25 protein-coding genes are annotated in these 26,450 nt (G+C 32.2%); 24 read left to right on the top strand and 1 reads right to left on the bottom strand.

The window, feature by feature from the left end; genetic code table 11:
• The 22 genes from asnB (IPM51_02725) (at position 1) to IPM51_02620 (ending at position 23,093) form a co-directional block, all read left to right on the top strand.
• Positions 1-1,917 (top strand): asparagine synthase (glutamine-hydrolyzing), encoded by a 1,917-nt coding sequence (asnB, locus tag IPM51_02725; protein ID MBK9283212.1) that lies wholly within the window; start codon positions 1-3, stop codon positions 1,915-1,917.
• A gap of 11 nt (positions 1,918-1,928) precedes the next feature.
• On the top strand, positions 1,929-2,867 hold the full coding sequence (locus IPM51_02720; GenBank protein ID MBK9283211.1) for an NAD-dependent epimerase/dehydratase family protein: 939 nt from the start codon (positions 1,929-1,931) through the stop codon (positions 2,865-2,867).
• Positions 2,868-2,870: 3 nt separating this feature from the next.
• A complete protein-coding gene (locus IPM51_02715; protein ID MBK9283210.1) occupies positions 2,871-3,815 on the top strand; it encodes an NAD-dependent epimerase/dehydratase family protein in 945 nt (314 codons plus the stop codon).
• A 6-nt stretch (positions 3,816-3,821) separates the two neighbouring features.
• The gene (locus IPM51_02710; protein ID MBK9283209.1) at positions 3,822-4,760 is read left to right on the top strand and encodes an NAD-dependent epimerase/dehydratase family protein; all 939 of its coding nucleotides are present in this window, start codon (positions 3,822-3,824) and stop codon (positions 4,758-4,760) included.
• Between the two features lie 3 nt (positions 4,761-4,763).
• On the top strand, positions 4,764-5,822 hold the full coding sequence (locus IPM51_02705; protein MBK9283208.1) for an NAD-dependent epimerase/dehydratase family protein: 1,059 nt from the start codon (positions 4,764-4,766) through the stop codon (positions 5,820-5,822).
• A 4-nt stretch (positions 5,823-5,826) separates the two neighbouring features.
• Positions 5,827-6,663, top strand: a complete 837-nt coding sequence (locus tag IPM51_02700) for a glycosyltransferase family 2 protein (GenBank protein MBK9283207.1) — start codon at positions 5,827-5,829, stop codon at positions 6,661-6,663.
• 76 nt (positions 6,664-6,739) lie between these two features.
• On the top strand, positions 6,740-8,509 hold the full coding sequence (gene asnB / locus IPM51_02695; GenBank protein ID MBK9283206.1) for an asparagine synthase (glutamine-hydrolyzing): 1,770 nt from the start codon (positions 6,740-6,742) through the stop codon (positions 8,507-8,509).
• Positions 8,506-9,279, top strand: a complete 774-nt coding sequence (locus IPM51_02690) for a class I SAM-dependent methyltransferase (GenBank protein ID MBK9283205.1) — start codon at positions 8,506-8,508, stop codon at positions 9,277-9,279. The genes asnB (IPM51_02695) and IPM51_02690 overlap by 4 nt, the downstream gene beginning before the upstream one ends.
• Positions 9,279-10,013, top strand: coding sequence for a class I SAM-dependent methyltransferase (locus IPM51_02685; GenBank protein ID MBK9283204.1), 735 nt, complete (start codon positions 9,279-9,281; stop codon positions 10,011-10,013). Before IPM51_02690 ends, IPM51_02685 begins: the two co-directional genes overlap by 1 nt.
• A 1-nt stretch (position 10,014) precedes the next feature.
• Entirely contained in the window at positions 10,015-10,890 is an 876-nt protein-coding gene (locus tag IPM51_02680) for a glycosyltransferase family 2 protein (protein MBK9283203.1), read from the top strand.
• Positions 10,887-12,530 carry a hypothetical protein gene (locus tag IPM51_02675; GenBank protein MBK9283202.1) on the top strand — a complete coding sequence of 548 codons (1,644 nt, stop codon included), beginning with the start codon at positions 10,887-10,889 and terminating at the stop codon, positions 12,528-12,530. Before IPM51_02680 ends, IPM51_02675 begins: the two co-directional genes overlap by 4 nt.
• Positions 12,527-13,486: a GDP-mannose 4,6-dehydratase gene (locus tag IPM51_02670; GenBank protein MBK9283201.1), complete on the top strand. Its 960-nt coding sequence runs from the start codon at positions 12,527-12,529 to the stop codon at positions 13,484-13,486. The genes IPM51_02675 and IPM51_02670 overlap by 4 nt, the downstream gene beginning before the upstream one ends.
• Positions 13,487-14,179, top strand: a complete 693-nt coding sequence (locus IPM51_02665) for an NAD-dependent epimerase/dehydratase family protein (protein MBK9283200.1) — start codon at positions 13,487-13,489, stop codon at positions 14,177-14,179. It abuts the gene before it with no gap.
• 55 nt (positions 14,180-14,234) lie between these two features.
• Positions 14,235-14,876, top strand: coding sequence for an FkbM family methyltransferase (locus IPM51_02660; protein ID MBK9283199.1), 642 nt, complete (start codon positions 14,235-14,237; stop codon positions 14,874-14,876).
• Positions 14,873-16,039, top strand: coding sequence for a glycosyltransferase family 4 protein (locus IPM51_02655; protein MBK9283198.1), 1,167 nt, complete (start codon positions 14,873-14,875; stop codon positions 16,037-16,039). The genes IPM51_02660 and IPM51_02655 overlap by 4 nt, the downstream gene beginning before the upstream one ends.
• Positions 16,040-16,069: 30 nt before the next feature.
• Entirely contained in the window at positions 16,070-17,155 is a 1,086-nt protein-coding gene (wecB, locus tag IPM51_02650) for a UDP-N-acetylglucosamine 2-epimerase (non-hydrolyzing) (GenBank protein MBK9283197.1), read from the top strand.
• Positions 17,152-18,282, top strand: coding sequence for a hypothetical protein (locus IPM51_02645; protein ID MBK9283196.1), 1,131 nt, complete (start codon positions 17,152-17,154; stop codon positions 18,280-18,282). Before wecB ends, IPM51_02645 begins: the two co-directional genes overlap by 4 nt.
• A gap of 1 nt (position 18,283) precedes the next feature.
• Entirely contained in the window at positions 18,284-18,919 is a 636-nt protein-coding gene (locus IPM51_02640) for a methyltransferase domain-containing protein (GenBank protein ID MBK9283195.1), read from the top strand.
• Between the two features lie 51 nt (positions 18,920-18,970).
• Positions 18,971-19,930 (top strand): glycosyltransferase family 2 protein, encoded by a 960-nt coding sequence (locus tag IPM51_02635; GenBank protein ID MBK9283194.1) that lies wholly within the window; start codon positions 18,971-18,973, stop codon positions 19,928-19,930.
• Entirely contained in the window at positions 19,920-20,648 is a 729-nt protein-coding gene (locus tag IPM51_02630; protein ID MBK9283193.1) for a methyltransferase domain-containing protein, read from the top strand. Before IPM51_02635 ends, IPM51_02630 begins: the two co-directional genes overlap by 11 nt.
• Positions 20,649-20,650: 2 nt before the next feature.
• Positions 20,651-21,688: a hypothetical protein gene (locus IPM51_02625; GenBank protein MBK9283192.1), complete on the top strand. Its 1,038-nt coding sequence runs from the start codon at positions 20,651-20,653 to the stop codon at positions 21,686-21,688.
• Between the two features lie 121 nt (positions 21,689-21,809).
• On the top strand, positions 21,810-23,093 hold the full coding sequence (locus tag IPM51_02620; GenBank protein MBK9283191.1) for a hypothetical protein: 1,284 nt from the start codon (positions 21,810-21,812) through the stop codon (positions 23,091-23,093).
• On the opposite strand, the gene IPM51_02615 is transcribed toward IPM51_02620, so the two are convergent.
• Positions 23,065-23,853 (bottom strand): TerC family protein, encoded by a 789-nt coding sequence (locus IPM51_02615; protein ID MBK9283190.1) that lies wholly within the window; start codon positions 23,851-23,853, stop codon positions 23,065-23,067. The genes IPM51_02620 and IPM51_02615 overlap by 29 nt on opposite strands.
• Before the next feature lie 213 nt (positions 23,854-24,066).
• Between IPM51_02615 and IPM51_02610 the strand changes: the two genes are divergently transcribed.
• Both IPM51_02610 and IPM51_02605 read left to right on the top strand, forming a co-directional pair.
• A complete protein-coding gene (locus IPM51_02610; GenBank protein ID MBK9283189.1) occupies positions 24,067-24,393 on the top strand; it encodes a PadR family transcriptional regulator in 327 nt (108 codons plus the stop codon).
• Positions 24,394-24,429: 36 nt separating this feature from the next.
• Complete coding sequence (locus tag IPM51_02605) at positions 24,430-26,286, top strand: PspC domain-containing protein (GenBank protein MBK9283188.1); 1,857 nt, start codon at positions 24,430-24,432, stop codon at positions 26,284-26,286.
• Positions 26,287-26,450 lie beyond the last annotated feature (164 nt).

Here is a 26,450-nt window from a genome sequence, read left to right as displayed (position 1 = left end):
ATGTGTGGAATAGCAGGACAATTACAATTAAATCTACAACAAATACCCGGATTAAATAACTCATTAAGAGTGATGAATCAAATTCAAAAACACCGTGGACCGGACGGTTCAGGATTTTTTGAAAATGCAAATCACTCAATAGGTTTCACACATCAGCGTTTAAGCATCATTGATTTAAGTACAGGTGATCAACCAATGACCAATGAATATGGCATTACCATTTGTTACAACGGTGAAATTTACAATTACCTGGAACTTAAAAAAGAATTGACAGGTTATCCTTTCAAAACTTCATCGGATACCGAAGTGATATTGGCCGCTTTTCAAAAATGGGGACACGATTGTGTTAACCATTTGAGAGGTATGTTCGCATTTGCTGTTTGGAATGAGAATACACAACAAATGTTTATAGCCAGAGACCGATTTGGTATTAAACCTTTTTACTACACCATTCAAAATAATAACTTTTATTTCGCATCCGAAGCTAAAACACTACTTCCCTTTATCGATAATATTGAAATAAATAATACCGCACTTAAAGATTATTTATATTTTCAACTTTACCTCGGTGAGCATACCTTAATACAAAGCATAAAAGAATTACCTCCTGCGCATACTTTAATTATTCAAGACGGAAAAATTCAAATCAAAAAGTATTGGGAAATATATTACAACATCAACCACGGCAAAAAGGCTTCTTATTTTGAAGAAACTTTACACGAACTCATTTACGAATCGGTGAAAATTCATACCAGAAGCGATGTGCCAATAGGAGCTTACATTAGCGGTGGTATCGATTCTTCCATCATTGCTTCAATAGCTTCAAAAGTATCTACCAATAAAGATGAATTTTTAGGATTCACCGGTAAATTTACTTATGGTGAAATGTACGACGAAAGTTTTTACGCCAGGAAATTAGCGGAAAAAGCCAAAATCGGCTTGCACGAAATTGATATCAACCATAAAGATTTTGTTGACTCCATTGAAAACGTAATTTATCACCTCGATTTTCCTATTGCCGGGCCAGGTTCTTTTCCGCAATATCACGTTTCTAAACTCGCAGCTCAACATCGTAAAGTAGTGTTAGGCGGACAAGGCGGAGATGAAATTTTTGGAGGATACACCAGATACTTAATTGCTTACTTTGAACAATGTATTAAAGGCGCCATTGACAATACGCTTCACAATGGAAACTTTGTAGTAACTTATGAATCCATAATTCCTAATTTGATTTCACTTCAAAATTACAAACCGCTCTTAAAAGAATTTTTTAAAGACGGATTATTCGACCCTATTGATAAACGTTATTTTAGACTAATAAATCGAGCACCGGATTTAAATAAAGAAATTAAGTGGGACCAATTAGATGGGTATAAACCTTTCGAGTCCTTCGCAAAAATATTTAATGGTGATAATGTAGGTAAAGAATCATACTTTGATAAAATGACTCATTTTGATTTCAAAACTTTACTTCCTGCACTTTTACAGGTTGAAGACAGAATGAGCATGGCACATGGACTCGAATCCAGAGTGCCGTTTTTGGATCATCCATTGATAGAATTTGCAGCAACTATTCCGGCCGATGTGAAATTTAAAGACGGAACACTGAAAATGATTTTAACCAATACCATGAAAAGTGAACTGCCCGATGAAATTATAAACCGTAAACACAAAATGGGTTTCCCGGTTCCTTTAAACGATTGGATTGGTAATGAACTAAAAGAATTTATTGGAGATATTTTTACCAGCGAAAAAGCCAGAACAAGAGGATATATAAATAGCGATGAAGTATTAAACGGATTAAAAACAGAAAGTAAATTTGGACGAAAAATATGGGGATTATTATCCCTTGAATTGTGGCATAAACAATTTATAGATAAACATCATCAATATAAAAAATTAATAACTAAAAACTAAAATCAAAAAACATGAAAGTACTAATCTCAGGCGGTTGCGGACAAATAGGATCCCATGTTGCCGAACTCTTATTAAAAAGAGGCGATCAGGTAATTACCATTGATAATTTGGCCACCGGCCGCCGAGAACATTTAACAGATCACCCGAATCTTAAAGTAATAATCGACACCATTTCGGATAAAAAATTAATCGATCAAACTATAAAAGAATTTAAACCGGATGCTATTGTTCACACGGCCGCTTCTTACAAAGATCCGGATGATTGGTATAATGATACCTTAACCAATTGCGTTGGCGGTAGTAATTTAATTCATGCCGCAAAAGAATTTGGGGTGAAACGATTTATTTATTTCCAAACTGCTTTATGTTATGGAGTAAAACCACTTCATCAACCAATTCGCCTGGATCACCCTAAATTTCCGGCTAATAGTAGTTATGCCATTACCAAAACAGCCAATGAAGATTTTCTTGAAATTTCAGGATTAGATTTTGTTACTTTCCGTTTAGCCAATGTTGTTGGACCTAGAAATGTGAGTGGTCCACTTCCAATCTTTTTCCAAAGACTCAAAGACGGAAAAAAATGTTTCGTTACCAAAGCCAGAAGAGATTTTGTTTACGTTATGGATTTAGCTAAAAATGTGGTGAAAGCTTGCGATGGTATTGGCAAAGGTGCTTATCACTTTTCTTCAGGAAGTGATGTAGCGATTATTGAATTATATGATGCAGTAGTGAAAGCCATGGGAATTTCTCCTTATCCGGAAGTAGAAATTAAAGAATTAGGGGCCGATGATGCACCTTCGATATTATTAGATCCGAGCAGAACTTTTCAGGATTTTGGGAAAATTGAATTCACTCCTATTGAAGAAACCGTAAAAGCGGCGATCGATTATTTTAAAGTTCATGGTACCTTGGGCGAGTATACTCACTTAAAGCATGAAAAAAGTAAATAAATTTTGAAAATTTTAATTACGGGCGGCGCAGGTTTTATTGGCTCAGCGCTCGCTGATCGACTTTGTTTACTGAATCATCAGGTTTTAGTAATAGATAATTTTGAAACAGGAAATAATTTAAATGTTTCAGAACAACCTAATTTAAAATTGGTGCAAGGTTCCATTACAGATTCAAAACTAATGCATCAGGTATTTTCTGAGTTTTTACCCGATCAAGTAGTTCATGCTGCAGCATCTTACAAAGATCCTAACAATTGGATGAAAGATGTACATACTAATATTGAAGGTACAATTAATTTAATTGATGTTGCTCAAAAATACAAAGTCAAAAAAATAATTTATCTGCAAACTTCACTTTGTTACGGCCTTAATCCTTCAGAAAAACCTATAACATTAAATTACGCTTTGTTTGGAGGAAAATTTGATGCAGGCTCGTCTTACGCGCTTTCAAAAACTAGTGCTGAACTTTATTTAAAATTGAGCGAAATACCGTTGCTTATTTTTCGATTGAGTAATATTTATGGACCTAGAAATTTAAGCGGACCAATTCCTACTTTTTATCAACGATTAACAAATAAACAAAAATGCATTTTGGTAAACTCGAAACGTGACTTTTTATTTATTGATGACTTAGTTTCGCTTTTAATATTAGCAATACAAAATCCGGATATCACCGGAACTTATCATGCCGGTTCCGGAAGCGAATATTCTGTTCCTGAAATTTTTAACTTTATTAAATCAGCTTTAAATATTGAAAATTTTGAAATCGAAGAAAAAGAACCTAATGCAGATGATACTTCTTTCATATCCTTAGATATCAGTAAGACAAAAAAAGATTTTAATTGGATGGCGGAAATGGATATTCATCAAGGCATAAACGTTACCGTGAATTGGTATAAAAATCACAAAATTTCCGAAAATTATACACACTTAAAAAACATTTATTAAAAAAAAATGAGTACAAAAAAAATACTAATTACAGGTGGTGCAGGCTGTTTAGGCACAAGCATTATCGACGCTTATTTACCTAAAAATTATCAACTTCTTATAATAGACAATTTTGCAACCGGCAAAAAACAGAATCTACCGGAACACAAAAATTTAAAAATAATAGAAGGCAGCATTACTAATGAAAAATTAGTAGACGATTGTATTGCTGAATTTAAACCGGATTTAATTATTAATAGCGCAGCTGCATACAAAGATCCTTCCAACTGGAGTGAAGATACTTTGACTAATGTTATAGGCTCCATAAATATTGCTAAATCAGCCATAAAATATCAAATAAAAAAAATAATAAATTTTCAAACGGCCCTGTGTTATGGAAGGCCGGATAAAGTTCCTATTCCGGTAACTGCTCCAACAAAACCATTTACAAGCTATGGCATTTCAAAAACCGCCGGAGAACAATTTTTGTTGAGTTCAGAATTAAATGTGATCTCATTACGCCTTGCCAACATTTGTGGTCCTCGTTTAGCCATTGGACCCATACCAACCTTTTACACCAGATTGAAAGACGGAAAAAATTGTTTTTGCAGTGACAGCACTAGAGATTTTATAGACATGGAGGATTTTTTAAATGTTTTGGATGTAATTATTACCAAGGAAATACCAACCGGAGCTTATAATATTTCTACCGGCGTTGGCAGTTCAATTAAAGAAGTGTTTGACGAAGTGGTTGCCCATTTAAATATAAAGGCTCCGGAAGTACCTATCGTTCCGGTTGGTGCCGACGACGTTCCGCAAGTTGTGTTGGATCCAAGTCACACAGAAAAAGTTTTTGAATGGAAGCCAAAATATAATTTTAAACAAACCATAAAAAGACAATTAGAATGGTACGACAAATATGGCGTAACCGATATTTTTTCACATTTATCAGAACCTAAATCATAGCACATGAAACAAACAAAATTTAACAATTCGAAAATCATTGTAGTAGGCGGAGCCGGATTTGTAGGCAGCAACCTTTGTAAAATGATATTAAATCAAAATCAAAACAATAAAGTAGTGGCCATTGATAACTTAATGAGCGCCGAAAAAGAAAATTTACCATTAGATCATCCGGACTTAACATTTTTACAGGGCTCCATTACAGATCAAAATATTTTAGATCAAATGAAAGATGATGTAGATTATATTTTCCATTTAGCTACCTATCATGGCAATCAAAGTTCCATTCACAATCCCCTTGCCGACCACGCCAATAATACCTATACCACATTGCGTTTAATGGAATGGGTTAAAAATTTCAAAAACTTAAAGAAATTAGTATACTCCTCCGCAGGTTGTTCCGTTGCCGAAAAAACTTTTGATACAGCCAAGGCTACCACTGAACAAGAATTCACCAACATCAAACACGATTCGCCCTACTCTATTTCCAAAATCATAGGCGAGTTTTATTCGGTTTATTATTTCAATCAACATCAATTACCAACCGTTCGTGCGCGTTTTCAAAATGTATATGGCCCCGGTGAAGTATTGGGTGCCGGACAGTGGAGAGGTACACCGGCCACTGTTTGGCGAAATGTAACACCTACTTTTATCTATAAGGCTATTAAAGGAATAGATTTGCCATTAGAAAACGGAGGAATTGCTTCTAGAGATTTTATTTATGTAGATGACATTTGCAGGGGATTAATTGCCTGCGCACTTAACGGCAAAGCCGGTGAAGTTTACAATATTGCCACAGGAAAAGATATTACGATTGCAGAATGGGCAAACATGATTGTAGAAGTTGCTGAAAGTAAATCAAAAGTTGAATTATTACCCAAAAGAAACTGGGACAACTCTGGCAAACGATTTGGTAGCACCGATAAATCCGAAAATGAAATTGGTTTCAAAGCAAGTATCGATTACAGAGAAGGGCTCACTAATACCATCAAATGGACTAAAGAGAATATCAGCAGAATTGAAAGCACAATGAAGAAACACGAAAAAAGTCTGAAAGCACTTTAAAAGCTTGAACAATTATTTTTCAATAATAATACCAACTTATAATAGAGCTGAGATAATTTCACAAGCTATTGAAAGTGTTTTAAATCAAAATTATCAGAATTGGGAATTAATTATTATTGATGATGGCTCTCATGATCACACCAAAAAAATTGTAAATAGTTTTCTTGATAAACGAATCAAATACTTTTATCAAGAAAACAAAGAAAGATCAGCCGCAAGAAACAAAGGTATTGAAATGGCTGCAGGAAATTATACTTGTTTTCTTGATAGCGATGATAAGTACGTACAAGATTATTTAACAAATTTGAATTCTTTTTTAATCAAAGAAAGTAATCCTGACTGCTTAGTTCGATGTAATTCTATTCTTAATGTTGAAAATAAAAATTTAAAAACAAATACAAATACAATTAAATTTTCTTCCACAATAGATAGATTTCTAAAAGAATTTTCACCCCTTTGTGCAATTTGCGTTTCAACGATAATTCTGAAAAAAAATAAATTTGAAGAAACACTTAAATATGCTGAAGATACTAATTTGTGGATGAGAATTGCCTGCCAATACCCTATTCTATTTGGTGATTTTGATAGTTGTGTTATTAATTATAGGACTTCAAGTAGTGAAAACGTCACCATTCACCTTGATTATGTAAAATCGTTCTCCATAACCTTTTCTATTCCTGAAGTTAAAAAAATAGTTAATCGACATACCGTAAATAATCTATTCGAAAGAAGATTAAAATGGAGTATAGAAATCTCGAAAAAAAGTAAAAATTTTTTAATTTTTATAAAATCATACATACTATTTATTTGTTTCAAATTAAAAATTGTTTCTTTCTACTGAGTATATTGATTTGCAATAATATATTAAGTAAAGATGTTTTTTCTCTAAATCAGCAGTATTCCAATAAATTTAAAAAATGTGCGGCATAACCGGAAAATTACATTGGGGCAAAAATTATGATCCCAATCTGATCTCTAAAATGAATAAAGCTATCGCGCATCGGGGTCCGGATGATGAAGGAAAATTAGAATTAGGGGAAATTTCACTGGGTCACAGACGTCTATCTATCATCGATCTTTCTTCCGATGCTAAACAACCCATGTCGGAAACAACTAATCGTTATCATATCGTTTTTAATGGCGAAATCTATAATTATCTGGAAATAAAAAAAAATCTGGAAGCAGAAGGCTATATTTTTAAAAACAAATCGGATACAGAAGTAGTTTTAAATTCCTACATCAAATGGGGATCTTCCTGTTTAAATAAATTTAACGGTATGTTTTCTTTTGTCATTTGGGATAACGAAAACAAGGAACTTTTTGCGGCCCGAGATCGATTCGGGAAAAAACCATTTTATTACACTTACAAAAATTTGTGTTTTACTTTTGGCTCTGAAATTAAAGCCCTTTTAGAAGATGAAACAATTAGCAAAGAAAAAAACTTAGAAGCCTTAAATTGTTATTTGGCGCTGGGTTATATTTTAGCTCCCCTATCCTTTTATTCCGATATTTTAAAATTAAAACCCGGTCACTTTATTAAAATTACCAACCAAGGTAAAACCTTTGAAGAAACTAATTACTGGAATTATGCCGATTCATTCAGAATAAAAACAAAACAATCTGAAAGTGAAATAAAAGAAAATATTTTAAATCACCTCGAACAAAGTGTGCGATATCGATTAATTGCAGATGTAGAAGTTGGCGCTTTTTTGAGTGGTGGTATTGACTCTTCTTCCATTGTTGCACAAATAAAAAAATTATCAGATAAACAACTGCATACCTTTAATATCGGATTTGAGGAAAAATCATACAATGAATACGATGATGCGCTAAAAGTAAGTCAGATTTTTAAAACTTCGCATCACGCAGCCCTTATTCAAAACGAAGACACTTTAGATTTAATTAATCAATCTATTGACGTTTTTGATGAACCATTTGCGGATAATTCATTAATTCCCATGTATCAGGTTTCCAAAATGGCCAGCGAAAAAGTTAAAGTAGTATTATCAGGCGATGGGGCTGATGAAATATTTGCGGGTTATATTACTTATAAAGCGGATCACTATTTTAATTTTTACAGAAAAACTCCCTTGGCTTTTCGAAGAGGTTTTGCCACTTTAGCAGGGAATTTACGGGCCGGCAATAATAAAATTGATTTTAAATATAAATTAAAACAGTTTTTGGCAGGTTCTGATTCTGATCAAATAAAGGCACACTATTCTTGGCGATTATATTTTAATACGGAAGAAAGAATTAAAATATTAGGGGAAAAAAATAGAGAATTAGTTCAAGCCACTGATCCAATTCACACCTTCAAAAAATATTATAACGAGGTAAAAGATTTACATTGGCTTGATCAACATTTGTATGTAGATGCCATGACTTGGTTAACGGATGATATACTAACTAAAGTTGACCGCACTACTATGCATTCCGGATTAGAAGCGAGAGCTCCGTACCTTGATGTAAATTTTGTAAACTACGCAGCAAGCATTCCTGCTGAATTAAAATTTAAAAATGCTAAAACAAAATACATACTCAAATCAGCTCTGGAAAAACTACTACCGGAAAGCGTTCTGTACAAAAAGAAAAGCGGATTTAATGCGCCCGTTGGAAAATGGATAAAAAATAATGAAACCGATGAATTTAAGGCGTTCAATAAATTTGTTTACGATAAAAAAATATGATTCAAAAAAAACAAAGTGAATGGCATGAGCAGTGGAAAATGCTGCAAGATGACGAATTATTCTTATTCAAAGACTGGATTTATCCTTTAACGCTGGAGGATTTTAAAGAAAAAGATTCGCTTGAGTGCGGATGCGGCGGGGGTCAACACACTGCCTATGTTGCTCCATTCGCAAAAACGCATACTGCTGTTGATTTAAATACGACCGACCTAGCCCAAGAGAGAAATAAAGATAAAAGCAATATTATTTATGTGGAAGTTGATATAGCTAAAATGAATCTTGATAAAAAATATGACATTGTTTTTTCAATAGGTGTTGTTCATCATACCGATAGCCCTGATCTCACGTTTGAAAATATGAAGAAACACACAAAAAGCGGTGGTAAAACAGTGGTTTGGGTATATTCAAAAGAAGGAAATTGGATGGTAGATAAAATTGTTGAACCTATTCGTAAGAAATTCCTGGTAAATATGTCAAGAAAAAGCCTACTGCTACTTTCAAAAATAATTACCGCATGTATGTACTTACCTATTTATACCATTTATTTGCTTCCTCTTTCGTTTCTGCCATTTTATGAATATTTTCAAAATTTTAGAAAATTGAGTTTTTACAGAAATACCTTAAATGTATTTGATAAATTAAATGCACCTCAAGTAGATTTTATCAGTAAAGAAAGAATCTCCAAATGGTTCAACGACAATGATTTTACGGATATTCATATTAGCGCTTATAAAGGAGTTAGCTGGAGAGGAAGCGGAACAAAAAAATAATGACTAAAAATAATCAAATAGAAGTTTCCGGTTTTGAAACAATGGCCGATTCCATGGAGTTTGCAGACAACTACAACAGTTGGGTTTTATCCAAATTCCTCCCCTATGCCGGTGATACTTTATTAGAAATAGGAACAGGCCAAGGAAATTTTAAGAAATATCTGCAGAAAAATGTAAAGACTTATGTTTCTCTGGATATTGATGAAAAAGTTATTGAAAGGGCTAAACTAAGAGATCCTAACGGACATTATGAAGTAGCCGATATTTCAGATCAAAGTATTTTAGCATTGAAAAATAAATACAATTTTGATTCTATAATTTGCGTGAATGTATTAGAACATGTTCCTGATCATAAAGCCGGTTTAAATAATATGATTAATTTATTAAAACCGGGCGGACATCTGCTACTTTACGTTCCTTCATTTATGCATTTATACAATGATCTGGACAAATTAGCCGGACACTTAAGGAGATATACTAAAAAAGATGTAGAAAATTTAATTCAGGATAATCCCAACTGTAAAATTATAGTAAATGAATACTTCAATCCGGTAGGCGCATTTGGTTGGTGGATTAATAAATTTAAAAAACACAAAAATATTAATTCCAAAAACGTAAATAACCAGGTTATTTTCTTCGATAAGTTTGTTGTTCCCTTCTCCAAATTTTTCAATCCGCTCTTTAAACAATTTTGGGGTCAGTCACTCTATTGTATCATTCAAAAAAACAAATAAAATGATTAGCATCGTTATTCCGGCTTATAATGAACAAGATGTAATTATCGAAACAATCGACAGATGTAAAAAAGTTTTAGCAGAACTTTTTGGATCAGAAGGAGAAGTAATTGTTGTTGATGACTGTTCAAAAGACAAAACATACGAGCTTGCAAAAAGCACAGGCATTACTGTTTTAACTCACCCACATAACGCCGGTTATGGCCGTTCCTTAAAAGATGGAATTAGCGCAGCCAAATACGATATCATTGTAATCACCGATAGTGACGGAACCTATCCCATCGAAAGTATTCCTCAGCTTTATCAGGAATATTTAAAGGGATTTGATATGGTGGTTGGAGCAAGGCAAGGTAAAAACTATGATGAATCGTTTAAGAAAAAAATTCTAAGAAAACTTTTAAAATTTTTAGTTGAATATACGGCAGGCCGAAAAATCGACGACATTAATTCAGGGCTCAGAATATTTTCGAAACAAACAATCATGAATTACTTTGATACCCTATGTGATACGTTTAGTTTTACCACATCAGTAACACTCGCTTATATGATGACCGGAAAATTTGTAAAATACATTCCCATTGAATATCATAAACGGGTAGGAAAATCACACGTTAAACTTTTTAAAGATACACTCAGAACATTACAGTATATTATTGAAGCCATTTTATTTTACAACCCAATAAAAATATTTTTGATATTTTGCTTTTGTACATTTTTATCATCCATGATAAGTTTAGCCATAGGTTTTGTTTGGCAAATTAAAAGTGCGTTTTATTTAAGCGTTGGCTGCCTTTTAGTTACTTTCATTTTATTTGGATTAGGAATGGTATCAGTGTTGTTAAAACAAATTTTATTTAATTCTAGATTTAAAACGTGATTCAGCTGCTGAAAAAGTCGAAATTCTTTTATTTATTTTTTGTTCTTGCCATATTCTTAAGAATTTTAAGCGCCAGCTTCAATCCAATATTAACTTCTGATTATAGTATACAACTTGAAGCCGCAAAAAATTACCACAACTCCGGAAAATTTAATCTTAATTGGGTAAATGCAGAGAATCTTTCTCAAATTCAATCTCAGCCCATGAATGGCTGGCCTGTTGGATCATCATTTATTTATGTACTGCTGAACTGGTTTACCGGTAATTTAATTTATTCTCAAATACTATTTCAATGCATTGGAGTACTTTTATTTTTAATAGCATCTGTTAAATTATTACGCTACTTCTCTGTTTCAGACTACCACATCAATCTATTTTTACTTTTATTCGCATTCAATCCTTCTCCATTCTATTATTTGGGTCCTACTGATTTATTCACGGCTTCTCTTTTCCTATGGATTATTTATCATAGTTTTTGGGAAGTTAGAGCGGCCCAATTTCGATTAAAAGCTTTACTACTTATTTCTATTCTTTCTTTTATAACTGCTACAGTAAGACTAGCCTGTATACCCAATCTAATTATTCTTCCACTATTCTTTTTTGTAGTTTATCTATATTCAAAGCGTAAGGAACATCTTTGGCAAAGTGTAACTATTCTTTCTATTTCTGTAATTCTCACTTTTATTTTTTATAAAATATATCCGTTTAATAGTGAAAGAACAGGGTTTTTAAGTAACCTAATTCATGGTAACTTATTTTTTAATCACTTAAAATGGTTTGATCCGTTTCCAATTAAAGCCCTGCTTTTTACCAGGCCCATTGAATTTCACTTACCCCATCTATCCGCTTTAATCCTTACATATAGAATTTCACTGTTATTAATCTCTTTCGGCTTTCTGGCTTTGATTCTGAATAATTTTATTCCCAATCTTAAATTCAAGGCTTGGATAAAAAATTTCAAAAAAAATATGGCGAATAAAAACTATTTATTAACGCTGTTATTTTTGGTAAGCTTTGCAGTAATTACCGGATTTATTGCTATGCAATCACTAACTACCGGACCCGAAAATAATTCTTTTGGACCATCTTGGATGCCACCACTTTGGACTTTCGTTTACGCAACACGTTACTTTGTTTACCTGCATTTTATTATTATTGTATTATATTTTATTGGCTATTCGGAAAATCAAAATGTCGGCAATAAAAGCCTTAAATTGTACAAGCTCACCTACTCCATTTTTTTAGTATGGGCCATACTGTATTGGGGATTTATCAATTATCAATTCCTTTCCAAAAAAGGAAATGGTGGCGGCTCAGAATGGGTGAATGAAAAAGTAGCCATTGCGACATTTCGTGAAATTCAAACTATTAAATCCGAAAATCTAAGTGCCCAAATTGTAAGTATTCATCATAAAAATAAAAAAGCCGAAGGTTTAGTTACCAATTATTCAGCTGCTACACCTTGTGATGATTACGAAAAAATTATGCGTAATGAATTTAAAAACTCATCGCCCGTAACACTCATTATTACCATGCCTAAAAATTTATCGCCTAACGAAAAAAAATTTCTAAATACACATGCATTTAAGGTACTTAAAGTTTTTGATCAAGAATTAATTGTGAAAGTAGACTTAACATGAACATTTTAATTACCGGGGTTGCAGGATTTATAGGAAGCAGTTTAGCTGAAAAACTTGTTGAATTGGGACATTCTGTTTTTGGAGTAGATAACTTCGATACGTTTTATAAAAAAGAAACAAAATTAAGTAACCTCCATAATTTAATGCAATCAGCTAATTTCACATTTCTAGAAGGTGATATTTGCAATAAAGAACTGTATAAAAATAAAATATTTAAACACATCGATATCGTTGTACACTTAGCCGCAAGAGCCGGCGTAAGACCGAGTTTAGAAATACCTGACAAATATTACGAATCCAATGCCATTGGAACAATTGAATTACTTGAATTTGCTAAACGAGAAAAAATTAAACGTTTTATCTTTGCCTCCTCGAGTAGTGTTTACGGTAAAAATCCCAATTCCCCCTGGAAAGAAGATTCGGAATTGATGCCTATTAGTCCTTACGCAGCCTCCAAAATTTCTGCAGAATCTATTGGTAAAGTTTATGCCCACTTATATAATATTCAATTTATTGCCTTACGTTTTTTTACGGTATACGGACCAAAACAAAGACCGGATTTAGCTATCCATAAATTCTTTCATAAAATTTATAATGATCAAGCCATTGATTTTTATGGCGATGGTAAAACATATAGAGATTACACGTACATAGATGATATTATACATGGACTAATAGGCGCCTTGTTTTCTGAAGAACTTAATGAAAACTTTATGTGCTTTAATCTGGGAAATAATAAACAAATTTCTCTTGCAGAATTAGTTACAAACATTGAAAAAATAATTGGCAAAAAAGCCATATTAAATTACTTGCCGGAACAACAAGGAGATGTAAGATCAACATGTGCCGATATTAATAACTCCGCTAAATATCTTAAGTATAATCCAAAAACCGCAATAGAAGAAGGACTGCAAAGCTTTAATAAGTGGTATTTAACGCAAAACAAAATTAATTAAATGGTAGTAGGAAACGGAATGTTGGCTCAGGCTTTTAAAAATTTAGCTAAGAACGATTCTGTAACCCTATTTGCTTCAGGAGTGAGCAATTCACGAGAAACAGCTTCTAAAGAATTTGAAAGAGAGAGAAAAATGGTTGAAAACTGTAAGCAAACAGCATCTCGGTTTATTTACTTCAGTACTTGCAGCTTACATGATCCTGAACTTACTAACTCCTTATATATTCATCATAAGCTTGAAATTGAATCTTACATTAAAAATAACTTTAAACAGTACTCCATAATACGCCTACCCAATGTAATAGGCCCGTCTAATAATCCTAACACACTTACGAATTATATATTTAATGCCATTGTAAAACAAAATAAATTTGACATTTATCAAAATACAATTCGATACTTTATTGACATAGAAGACGTGGTAAATGTTTTAACGAAAGCTATCGAGGGAAATATATTAACCAATAAAATATATGAATTAACATTCCCAAACCCTTTAACCATTATTGAATTGGTCAATATTTTCGAGCAATTAACAGGAATTAAAGCTAATTATAATATCGTTCCCCGAGGTAATAAATATGAAATTAAAAATTCATCGGAATTTGAAATACTTCATGAGTTTCAAAGCTCTTCATTGGAATACTTTAATAAGGTTTTAAAAAAATATTACAATCGTGAAGCTACTTTATAAATTTTCGGCACTTTTTTATCATCTGCACCGCTTTTTCTTTAACAAAGCAAAAGACATGGAGCTGAAAAATGCCATGCCCTCTGAAATCAATAAAGTAAAATGGTATGCTGATAAAGTAGAAAATAAACTCCGATATACCTATCCCTTAAATGAAAATTCATTGGTTTTAGATGTGGGAGGTTATGAAGGAGAATTTGCGGCTCAAATTTTTTCCAGATACCAAACTAAAATAATAGTTTTTGAACCTGTTTCTTTTTACTACAATTATTTGGAAACCATTTTTCATCTAAACAAAAATATACAAATTATACCAAAGGGCCTTGGAGCTAAAAATGAAGAGCTAACCATTTCCGTTATGGAAGAAGCATCCTCTTATAACAGAAAAGCCTCTCAGCATAAAAAAGGTAAAGACGAGAAAATAAGAATTATTGATGTTAAAGATTTTATAAAAGAAAATAACCTGCAACAGATTGATTTAATCAAAATTAATATAGAAGGTGCTGAATATGATTTATTGGATAGAATGATAGAAATTAATTTTATAAAAAAATGCAATAATCTTCAAATTCAATTTCATGATTTTTATCCGGGCTACGAATCCAGGTATAAAAAAATACATAACGAATTAAGCAAAACACATCATTTAACTTATCAATATCCCTTTGTTTGGGAGAATTGGGAATTAAATAAATCATGAAAATTTTTGCATATACCGAGAATTATGCCAGCAAAACGGTTACGTTTATAACTAATGAATTGAAACATATTGATGAACAACACGAATTAATATTGTGTTACTCCAACCGTATTAATCCGGAACTTTATCAGCGTAAAAAAATGAAATTAATTCCTTTCCGGTACAATAAAATCATTAATAAATTTCGTTGGTGGCTGGAGCAACTTCAACTACATTTTACCCTAAAAAACAAATCTTTTTCTATAGAATTAAATAATGTTCTTTCTGAATTCAAACCAGATCTCATACATTGTCACTTTGGCACTGATTTCCTTAAAATAGCGTCAAATTTGAAAGGCGCAAATAAATTAATTCCTGTTTTAGTCTCCTTTTATGGATTTGATGTAACAGAAAAATTCATGAATAAAGCTATTTTGAAAAAGTACCGCACCTTGTTAAATAATCAGAAAGTATATAGTATTGCCGTTGCGGATTCGCTTACACATAAAGTAAACAGCCTGGCCTTTCCCAAAAACAAAACCATTACTTTACACAGTGGTATTGACACCAACTTTTATAAAAGAACAGGTGACAATAGAAGTAAAAATGATTTCCTTTTTTTACAAGTTTCTTCCTTTTATCCAAAAAAAGGTCATCATTTAATGCTTGAAGCTTTTAAAGAATTTTTAAATCAGGATAATCGATATAATTATAAAATGATTCTGGCCGGATTTGGTCCGCTTGAAGAAAGTATAGCATTACAAATAAAAAAACTTGGTTTAGAAAAACAGGTATCTATGCAAAGTGCAGTTTCTCCTTCGGAAATGATTGAAATCTGCTGCCGCGTGAACGCATTTGTTCATATGAGTGAAACAGCCGACAATGGTGATCAGGAAGGATTGCCTAATGTTCTTTTAGAAGTAATGGCATTAGAATTACCCATCTTATCTACTTTACATGCGGGTATACCTAACATGATAGTTCAAGGAGTAAATGGAATACTGTGTGAGGAAAAAAATAAATCGGAATATATAAAGGGTTTTAAAGAAATTGTTAACTGGCCGCTTTGCCCGCATAATCGTCAACGAGTAATCGAACATTTTAGTTTTTCTACACACATTCAAAAATTAGAAAACTTATATCAATCCATAATTAACTCACGTGCTTCAATCATCAATGCTTAGGGCAAGTAGATTAATTTATTGAATTTACAAATGAAAATTTTAACTGTTATTGGTACTCGTCCAAATTTTATTAAAGTCACTCGCTTTAAAGAAGTAGCAAATACCTATCCTAGTATTGAAATAAAAATTGCACACACCGGTCAACACTACGATAATAATATGGCTGATGTTTTTTTTGAGCAATTTGAGTTAGTTCCTGATTATTTCTTAAAAGTAAACAGCGGAAGTCCGATAAATCAAATTGCAGAAATTTTAATCAAACTGGAAGAATTGATACTCACGCAATTTAAACCCGATTTGATTTTAGCAGTAGGCGATGTGAACTCTACTTTAGCGGCTGCATTAACTGCCAACAAAATGAATATTAAACTCGGACACATAGAAAGCGGACTCAGAAGTTTTGATGAAAGCATGCCCGAAGAACACAACAGAATCGTTACCGACAAACTAAGCAATTTATTCTTCGTTACTGAACCCTCCGGAATTCTAAATCTTAAAAACGAAAATATACCTTCCGATAAAATTCATTATGTAGGGAATACCATGATTGATACCTTAGTTAAGTTTGAAAAGCAAATTGAACAAAGTGATATACTAAAAAAACTGAATCTTCAATCTAAGAAATATATTCTTAGTACTCTACACCGTCCTGCAACTGTGGATACCCAAGAAGGTTTACTCAAATTAATAGAAGTTTTTAATAGTGTAAATTATAAAATAATTTTCCCAATTCATCCTCGAACAACGGCAAGTTTAAAAAAATATGGATTATATGAACAGTTAATTCAAAATAAGAATTTAATTATTACCGAACCATTAGATTATTTTGCTTTTCAAAAACTCATCAAAGACAGTTATTTTATTATAACCGATAGCGGAGGGATTCAGGAAGAATCTACCTTTTTACAAATACCATGCTTAACCCTAAGAAATAACACCGAAAGACCCGTAACTTGTGATATTGGAACAAATACATTATTGGAATTTAATTTAGAATCTATTACCAATAAAATTGCCGAAATTGAAAATGGTCAATACAAAAAAGGTCAAATTCCGAATTTATGGGATGGTCATGCTACCGAAAGAATTTTTCAGGTAATATCCAAACAAAAATGATCTTTTATCTGACGTTTAACGATAGTCCTTCAGGAATTTACAGAAGCCAGGTAATTGATGTAATAAAATTTATAAGAAATGAACTTAATCAAAAAATTAAATTAATTGCTTTTATCTCAATCAGAAATTTCTCAGTTAATAAAAATAAAATCAAAGCCGAATTAAGTGATAGCATTGTCTTACCAATGTTTCCCGGCATAGTGAATTGGAAAAAAAATAAATCCCTATTGAATTATTTCATTCGTAAATACAAACCCAATATTATAATTGGTCGTAGTGTAATAGCTACTAATCTTGCTCTCCGTTCTCAAAACCTTAGGCATAAATACCATGTTATATATGACGGACGCGGTGCGATAACAGAGGAATGGAAGGAATATAAAGTGGTAGTTCAACCTGAAATGTTAGCCGAAATATATGAGTTAGAAAAAAATGCAATTCTCAAAAGTAAATTCAGGATAGCGGTTTCCAAAAAGCTAATTCAACATTGGTCGAAAACCTATAATTACAGCAGTAAAGAGCATCTGGTAATACCTTGCACAATAGAAGCGCAATACGAAAATTTATTAATTGATTCAAAAAATATTGAATCTTTAAGAAAAGAATTAAATTTCCTCGAGACTGACATTGTGTTTATTTACGCAGGTTCAAGTGCCGGCTGGCAATCTCTATCTAATTTAAAAGAAATAATACTAAAGTTATCGCAAGAAAACCCGAATGCGAAATTCCTCTTTCTATGTCCGGATCATGAAATTATTCACGAATTAAAAAAAAATCAAGTAAAAATTCAACACTATTTTGTTGAGCCCAATCATGTGTATAAATATTTATTGGCAGCTGATTACGGACTATTAATTCGAGGGAATTCTATAACCAATAGCGTGGCTTCTCCCGTTAAATTTGCTGAATACCTATCCTGTGGATTACAAGTAATTATTTCTCCTAACCTAGGAGATTACAGTGACTTTGTTGTGCAACATAATTGTGGATTTATTTATAAGCCCAATCAAAAAATGGATTTCAAAAGAACCAATAAACAAATATCGAATAAATTGGCACATCAATATTTTACAAAGAAATCCTTCCATTCTGAATACAAGAAGTTAACCGAAATAGAACTAAATTAAAATGTCGAAAGTACATGCACAATATGGCTGTGGTTTATCAGGTCCAAAAGAATGGGTAAATTTTGATAGTTCACCTACCTTACAATTACAGCGAATACCCTTAATTGGAAAGCTTTTTTATTCCTTCTCAAGTGTGAAGTTTCCGGAAAACATTAAGTACGGAGATATCATTAAAGGTTTACCGCTTGCTGCTAACAGTTGTGATTCATTATACTGTTCTCATGTATTAGAACACTTATCCTTAGAAGATTTCAGAATTGCATTAAAAAACTCATATCATGTATTGAAGCCCGGCGGAATTTTTAGATGTGTTTTACCCGATTTGGAATATATTGCCAAAACATATTTAGAGAAAAAAGCAAACCGTGAACTAGACGCCAGTATTACTTTTATGAATTGGACACTGTTAGGTCATGAAAAACGGGAAAAAGGATTAAAAGCCATTGTTAAAAATCATTTTAGTAATGCGCATCATTTATGGATGTGGGATAAAGATTCTTTAGCAATGGAATTAGAAAAAGTCGGATTTAAAAACATCCGCAAGGCTTCGTTTAATGACTCCCAAGAAAACGCATTTAAATTGGTGGAGGATTCAACGAGATTTGAAAATGCAGTTGCAATAGAATCAATAAAATGAAACTTGCATTCCAATTTTATTATCAAATAATTTATAATTCAATCCGTGTAAATGAATAAACCAATAAAAATAGCAATCATTGTTCCCTGTTATAATGAACAAGAAATAATTGGGCATACCTGTCAAAAACTTTCAGATTATTTGAAAGAACTCATGGCACGAAATATTATTTCAATGGAGAGTTATGTTTGTTATGTAGATGATGGTAGCCGAGATCGAACTTGGAAATTGATTCAGGAATACGTTAAAGCAAATTCTCTTTTTAAAGGAATTAAATTATCAACCAATTTCGGTCATCAAAATGCTTTAATTGCCGGACTATTCACAGAAAAAAAATATGCAGATTGTATGATTACCATTGATGCCGATTTACAAGATGATATCACGGTAATTGAAAAAATGGTTTCACAATACAATGAGGGTAGTAAAATAGTTTATGGTGTGCGTGAAAACAGAGATAGCGATACAATATTTAAAAGATTTACAGCTCAATCATTCTATCGTTTAATGAGCTTCATGAAAATAAAAACAGTTTATAATCATGCCGACTTTCGATTAATTGCAAGCGATACTGTCGAGCATTTAGAAAAATTCAATGAAGTTTCTCTCTTTTTAAGAGGTATTATACCATTGCTAGGATTTCAATCTAGTTGCGTGTATTATAGTAGAAGTGCGAGAATTGCCGGAGAAACAAAATATCCATTTAGAAAAATGATGAGTTTTGCCTGGAAAGGAATAACCTCTTTTAGTACAACCCCATTAAGAATAATTTTTTATATAGGTATTTTTATGTTCTTAGCCTCTATTGCTGTTGGAATTTGGGTATTATTTTCTATTCTTTACGGACACACCATTAAAGGCTGGGCTTCCTCCCTCCTGCTCAATTTAACTTTTTCAGGCATGAATATGATTTGCTTAGGAATTATTGGTGAATATATAGGTAAAATTTATCAAGAGGTTAAGCAACGTCCGAGATTTATTATTGAGCATAAAATTGAACATGGGAACTGAATTCAATAAAGAACAATTTGATGCAATCTATCCCGAAGGAATAGAAAATCATTATTGGACACATGCCAGAAACTTAATTTTAAAACATGTTTTAAGTAAAAGCGAAAATAAAAATATTCTTGAAATTGGTTGTGGGAAGGGTGTTGTAGTTAATTTTTTACGTATTTCGGGATATAATATTAGTGGAGTTGAATTAGCTGATATTAAACCAATGAACTCCGTAAAAGAAAATGTTATGTGCGGAACAGATGTATTTAAACTTTCAGCTGATAAATGCAATCTTATAGATACCATTATGTTGCTGGATGTTATTGAACATTTAGAAAATCCAAATAGTTTCATCCTAAAACTAAATGAGAAATTTCCTTCGTTGAAACAAATAATTATAACTGTACCTGCTAGACAAGAACTTTTTTCTAATTATGACATTTTCAATGGTCATTTCAGAAGATATGACAGTAAAACCTTAATTTCAGAATTCTCCGGACTCAAAACATGCGCTATAACTATTTCCTATTTTTTCCATTCACTTTACATTCCCGCCAAAGCCCTGTTAAATACAAAAGGAAAAAGAAGTGAAAGTATCAAGGCTCCTATTGGCACTTTTTCCAAATTCATACATCGTTTAATAGCATTATTTTTTTATATAGAATATTTACTCTTACCTGCACCCATTCACGGAACTTCATTACTCGCCAGAGTAATTATTAATAAATAAACATGATTCAATTACTCCTAAGAAAAAAAATTCATGTGCTTATCATCTACGCACTTTTGGTATTTCCTATTTTTTACTTCGTTTATAAATTCGGAATACTTTTAAAAGGATATGATGATGCGAAATGGTATTTAAAAATGTATTTTGATCTTACGTCTGATGAAGTACCATCTCCTTTTAATATGCGTTTGATTAGTGCTTCGATTATTCACTGCATGCAAAGCCTCGGCTTACATTATCATACTGAATGCGCCATAGATGCTTTCCCGTTAGTAGATAAATCTTTCTTTTTCAATAATATTCTTTTCAATTTTGCTTGCATTACACTTACAGCTTTTTCGCTATTTATCATTTTTGTTAAACTAGGATTTGGCCAAGTACTATCCTTTATTGCCGGCACACTATATACATTAGGATTTGGGTCGCTCTTTTATTTGATGATGCCCGGACCTGACGCCTTGTCCGTTCTGATTTTTACCTGGATTTTGTTTTTTTACATCAAAAAAAGTTATTGGTTAATTCCGCTATTTATACTTTTGATTTTCCAACGTGAATATTATTTTTTGGCTTTTATGGTTATTGCATTTATGGATTTTATCAAGTATAAACGCGAAAAATATTACCTTTTTGTATTGTTAATCAATATATCTTGTTTTATCCTATATTATGTTCTAAGAAAAACAATATTTCATACACACCACTGGAGTCATCAAACCTCTCCCACTTTTTTATTTTCAAGTTTACTCGATAATCATATAGAAATAATACCTATGATTCGTCAAAGTTTGATGACTATGAATTTATTTTTTATTTACCTTTTCATATTAGCTTATAAGTATTATTTCAAACAAACAATTCTTAAACATCACCTTTATGTTTCGCTTATAGCTTTACTGCAAATAACGCTTTTGAGTTTTGCCGCCACTTTTGGGAATAATAATGGTCGCTATTTTTATCTTTTAGCACCTTTAATACTCTATTATCTACTATCGGAATTAAAACCATTGCTTGAAAATAAATTGATTGTTCCTCAAGCTTGAATAAAAATAAAATGAAATTATCAATCTATAAACGGGCATTTAATTGTATAAAAATTACTAGTACCAATTAATGCAGTTGAAAAATGAAATAATTACCGATTCTGGTAAATATACTCATAGTATGTGGATCGTGATATTTATATTCATTTCTGTTTTCATCAACTCCATTGTATTAATCCAACAACCCTTTGAGTTTTACTTAGGCTACTTTATTTTCATTATTCTGCTACCCAGCTATCTGGGAAAATATGGAATTAATCGACAAATACTTTTAATATTTACTGTTTTATTCATATCCGGTTTATATAATATTTTGTTGGATAATAACACCGCGGCACTATTTTTTAAAGTATTTGCCGGAATGTTTATCTCTTACGTATTTTATCACTGCGTGGTTGAAGAGTTTAAATTTGATATTGAACAATTATTTAAATGGTATTTGAAAGGATGTTATATTGCGGCATTAATCGGTGTTTTTCAATTTGTTTCCTATATTTTAAAATTCGAACCGGGTTATAATTACCGTTGGCTGTTTAATAAATGGGGTATAGCTACCGGTGGGAATTTCGGAATTCGCATCAATTCCATTTTTGGTGAACCAACTTACTTGGCAGCTGTTCTTTCTGCAGCCTTCTTTGTATCCTTACATAATTTAATTCGCAAAAAGAATTTTTACTTAAGTAAATTTCAAAGTGTGGTAATTATTCTAGCCTATTTACTTTCTTTTTCGGGATTAGGGCAAGCAGGAATTTTATTAACAGTTTTATTTCTGGCCATCAGTTACGGTTTTGTACGCTATATTTTTATTTTTATTCCTGTTGGTATTCTCATCTTTAATGTGATGTACGAAAATTTACCCGATTTTAGAAATCGTTTTGAAAGCTTATATGATTTATTTAATGATGGTAAATTTGTGCTAGGAAAAACACACGGGTCTTCTTTTATCTTATACAACAACTATCATGTTGCCACCGAAAATTTTAAAACTAATTTTGTTTTTGGCACAGGGTTAGGCTCACATCCAATTGCCTACGAACAATATTCTATTGCCAAAGACATTAAGGTAAGAGGATTTGATCAAAATTCTGCCGATGCTAATTCCATGTTATTACGTTTGATCTCCGAAACCGGAATTTTTGGAGTTACCGTTTTTTTAATTATTGTATTTAAATGTTATGTGAAGCGCAACCCCGACAATGAAAGTATTCACTGGCTCATCAGCAACTCATTACTCATTATGATTTTATTAAATCTTTTCCGGCAAGGACATTATTTTTTAAATGGCTTCCCTCTTTTCGTAATTATGTATTATTATAATTACACCAATCACCAAAAATACCTGGAAGAACTTGACGCTGAAGGTCAAGAAAGCTTAGTTACAAATTTAGATCCTTCTTCCGCTTAATCCGCTTCTCTTTCATGTTAAACATCTCAATCAGCAAGGCGAAAGCTAAAGCTATATAAGCGTAGTTTTTGTTCAACTCTATATGTTTATCATGCGGCACTGAAAAATTATACGAATCAATTAATCCTTCTGCCAATAATATACCTCCTATCACTAACAAAAATGCCAAAGCAATCATTTTTATTCCTTGATTTTTATTTATAAAATCAGCAACCACCCCACTAAATAATATCATCAATAACATACTTATTACCACTCCTCCTATCATTATTAACACTACCCCACTTACACCCACTGCAGCTAAAATACTATCAAAACTGAAAATAAAATCGATTACAACTATTTGCAAAATTACGGCCATAACGGTGTGCTTTGGTCCTTTATGCGATTCTATTTCATCATGATCGGTATTAATTTTTTCCTGTATTTCCTTCCAGGTTTTAATCAATAAAAATATTCCTCCGCCGGCCAGTATCAATCCTTTTCCGCTTACACCGTACGGTCCTATGTGAAACAAAGCATCTCGTAAGCCGGCAATCCATCCCACAAAAAATAGAAGAACTGAGCGCACAAGCAAAGCCACCAATAATCCAAAGGTTCTTGCTTTTGCTTGCATAGCGTGTGGTAATTTATTTACAGCAATGGAAATAAAAATAATATTATCTATACCCAATATTATTTCAAGAATTGATAAAGTAAATAATGTAATTATACCTTGAACTGTGCAGAGAGCCGTAAAATCGGCCGACCAATCGTACATTTTAATGGAAGTTTATGCAAAGATAAGTTTTTTTTTATCCTTTAGGATAAATTTTATGTATTGATATTCAATACTTTACAAAATTTTCACATATTTTTTAGTACCTTGTGTTGCATAGTACCTTTTTATAGCCTTATATTTGTATCACATACTAGTAAACATAACCTAATAGCAATTATTAAATTAATAACATAAAAACAAAAAATTCAAATGATTAACTCAGAAAACACAAAAGCACAAATGAGGAAAGGCGTATTGGAGCTTTGTATACTCTCCATACTTTCTAAAGGTGATGCTTATCCCACAGAAATTATTGAGCGATTAAAGGATACCAAGCTTGTAATTGTGGAGGGCACACTTTATCCTTTATTAACCCGATTAAAAAACACCGGCCTACTGGCGTACCGTTGGGAAGAAAGTAATAGCGGGCCACCTCGTAAATATTATAAACTAACCGAAATTGGCGAACAATACTTAAAAGAGTTGCAGGTAAGCTGGAACGAACTGGTACACGCCGTAGAAAAAACAATTAATAAATAAGTAAGTAAGTAAGTAAAAATATTAAATAAAAATAAAATGAATAAAACAGTAACCATTAACATCAGCGGAATAATTTTTCATATCGAAGAGGATGCGTTTGAAAAATTGAGCAAATATTTAAGTACCATTAAAGGATACTTTAGCAAAACCGACGGAGGTAATGAAATTATGGGCGACATTGAAGCCCGTATTGCCGAAATGTTACAGGGAAAAACAAATGCAACCAAACAAGTTGTTTTAATGCAGGATGTAGATTCCGTTATTGAGGTAATGGGAAAACCCGAAGAATTTATTGATGAAAATCCTAATTCTGAATCCGAGAATCAAGAAGAAGCTAATCAATCTTTTGAACAAACTAAAAAGAGAATGTTCAGAGATCCGGATAACAAAGCCATCGGTGGTGTTTGTTCAGGTATTGCGGCTTACTTTGATGTGGATTTGATTTGGATACGTTTAGCCATGTTCTTGTTAATATTTTTTGGCGGCGTTAGTTTATGGGTTTACATAATATTATGGATTGTAATTCCGGAGGCTAAAACTACTGCCGATAAATTAGCCATGCGTGGCGAAAAAATTGATATTAATAATATCAGTAAAACCGTAAAGGAAGAAGCCGAACAGCTAAAAAAACGAATGGAAAAATACGGTAATGATTTGAAGGATTCCGGTTCTTCATTCAAAAACAACAATCGTAACTTCTTTGACAAATTGGGCGATTTTATTAAAGAGTTTATGTTTCTTTTCGGCAGAGTATTTGCCCGCTTGGTTGGTTTGGTGCTTGTTATTTTTGGATTAATTTTCATGTTCTCTTTATTAACCAGCATTTTCGGATTCTCAATTGCGGGATCTAATACCGAATTTAATGATTGGATTAATTTAATTTTCCTGGAAAGAAGTCACTATACACTCGGAAAAATAGGCGTGATTCTATTATTTGCTATTCCGATTTTAGGAATTATATATGGAGGAATTAAATTATTGCTAAAAATCCGCTACAAAAACAGATGGTTAAATTTAGGCATGGGTGTGGTATGGTTAATCGGACTTTTCATTGTAATATATATTGGCGTAACCACCGGAAAAGAATTCTCTTCTGATGGAAAAATAAAAGACCAATATTCCCTTGTTCAAAAAGATACCCTGTATTTAACCTTAAACGACAATCAAAAATTGCGTTCAGATTTACAAATAACTGAAGAGTCAGAAAAAAGAAAAAGATATTTTAATAAAAGACATGTGGTAATTGCCAATAGTGATAATTCATATTATATTGGGAAAAATCAAAACGGAAATCAAATTGTTGGTCATGCCGAATTAAATATCGTGCCTGCCTCGGGCGATCAGTTTGAAATGATTGTGGTTAAAAAATCGAGAGGTGAAACACGCGAAATTGCGGCAGATAATGCCAAAGCCATAAAATACAATTTTGAACAACAAGATAGTTTGCTGGTATTTGATGAGTTGTTTACTGTAAACCCCAATGAAAAATTTAGAGTACAACAAGTAAAAATTACTCTAAAAGTTCCTCGTAATAAAGTAATTTATTTAGATAATTCTTTGGCCTCATTTATATATGACGTAGAGAATCTTTCAAATACATACGACAGAGAAATGGTGGGCAGAAGATGGATCATGACCAAAGATGGATTAGCTTGTATAGATTGTGATGGATTGGAAAAAGAAAAATCATCCAGGAAAAATGATGACGACGATGACGATAATGATGAAAGTGTAGAAGTAGATCACAAAAACGGAAACGTGAAGGTGGATGTAAAAAATGCCAATGTGAAGATTGATGAGAACGGCATTAATATTAAATCAGAAGATGCCAACGTAAACATTAACAATGGCAATATTCATATTGAAAATAAAAAACCTAAAAAGGGAAAATAACACCAAAATAAAATTGCTTTTTTTTCATGTTAGAAAGCATCAACGAGTGAGGGAATTAATCTTGTATTAACACAGGATTTTTCCCTTACTCGTTTTTTAATATATGCTAATCTGTTTTATTTTAGTTTCAAATATTCTTTATAAATACAATATCACGATTCAAA

This window comes from Sphingobacteriaceae bacterium, assembly GCA_016715905.1.
In the GTDB taxonomy this organism is placed as follows: Bacteria; Bacteroidota; Bacteroidia; order B-17B0; family Aurantibacillaceae; genus Aurantibacillus.
This window is presented reverse-complemented; position numbering and strand designations above follow the sequence as displayed.

Coding starts and splice junctions, on each gene's coding strand:
- IPM51_02615 (MBK9283190.1), bottom strand. CDS start 23,853: ATGTACGATTGGTCGGCCGATTTTACGGCTCTCTGCACAGTTCAAGGT.
- IPM51_02630 (MBK9283193.1), top strand. CDS start 19,920: ATGGGAACTGAATTCAATAAAGAACAATTTGATGCAATCTATCCCGAA.
- IPM51_02705 (MBK9283208.1), top strand. CDS start 4,764: ATGAAACAAACAAAATTTAACAATTCGAAAATCATTGTAGTAGGCGGA.
- IPM51_02640 (MBK9283195.1), top strand. CDS start 18,284: ATGTCGAAAGTACATGCACAATATGGCTGTGGTTTATCAGGTCCAAAA.
- IPM51_02720 (MBK9283211.1), top strand. CDS start 1,929: ATGAAAGTACTAATCTCAGGCGGTTGCGGACAAATAGGATCCCATGTT.
- IPM51_02625 (MBK9283192.1), top strand. CDS start 20,651: ATGATTCAATTACTCCTAAGAAAAAAAATTCATGTGCTTATCATCTAC.
- wecB (MBK9283197.1), top strand. CDS start 16,070: ATGAAAATTTTAACTGTTATTGGTACTCGTCCAAATTTTATTAAAGTC.
- IPM51_02635 (MBK9283194.1), top strand. CDS start 18,971: ATGAATAAACCAATAAAAATAGCAATCATTGTTCCCTGTTATAATGAA.
- asnB (MBK9283212.1), top strand. CDS start 1: ATGTGTGGAATAGCAGGACAATTACAATTAAATCTACAACAAATACCC.
- IPM51_02660 (MBK9283199.1), top strand. CDS start 14,235: ATGGAGCTGAAAAATGCCATGCCCTCTGAAATCAATAAAGTAAAATGG.
- IPM51_02690 (MBK9283205.1), top strand. CDS start 8,506: ATGATTCAAAAAAAACAAAGTGAATGGCATGAGCAGTGGAAAATGCTG.
- IPM51_02620 (MBK9283191.1), top strand. CDS start 21,810: ATGTGGATCGTGATATTTATATTCATTTCTGTTTTCATCAACTCCATT.
- IPM51_02645 (MBK9283196.1), top strand. CDS start 17,152: ATGATCTTTTATCTGACGTTTAACGATAGTCCTTCAGGAATTTACAGA.
- IPM51_02685 (MBK9283204.1), top strand. CDS start 9,279: ATGACTAAAAATAATCAAATAGAAGTTTCCGGTTTTGAAACAATGGCC.
- IPM51_02670 (MBK9283201.1), top strand. CDS start 12,527: ATGAACATTTTAATTACCGGGGTTGCAGGATTTATAGGAAGCAGTTTA.
- asnB (MBK9283206.1), top strand. CDS start 6,740: ATGTGCGGCATAACCGGAAAATTACATTGGGGCAAAAATTATGATCCC.
- IPM51_02665 (MBK9283200.1), top strand. CDS start 13,487: ATGGTAGTAGGAAACGGAATGTTGGCTCAGGCTTTTAAAAATTTAGCT.
- IPM51_02655 (MBK9283198.1), top strand. CDS start 14,873: ATGAAAATTTTTGCATATACCGAGAATTATGCCAGCAAAACGGTTACG.
- IPM51_02710 (MBK9283209.1), top strand. CDS start 3,822: ATGAGTACAAAAAAAATACTAATTACAGGTGGTGCAGGCTGTTTAGGC.
- IPM51_02605 (MBK9283188.1), top strand. CDS start 24,430: ATGAATAAAACAGTAACCATTAACATCAGCGGAATAATTTTTCATATC.
- IPM51_02680 (MBK9283203.1), top strand. CDS start 10,015: ATGATTAGCATCGTTATTCCGGCTTATAATGAACAAGATGTAATTATC.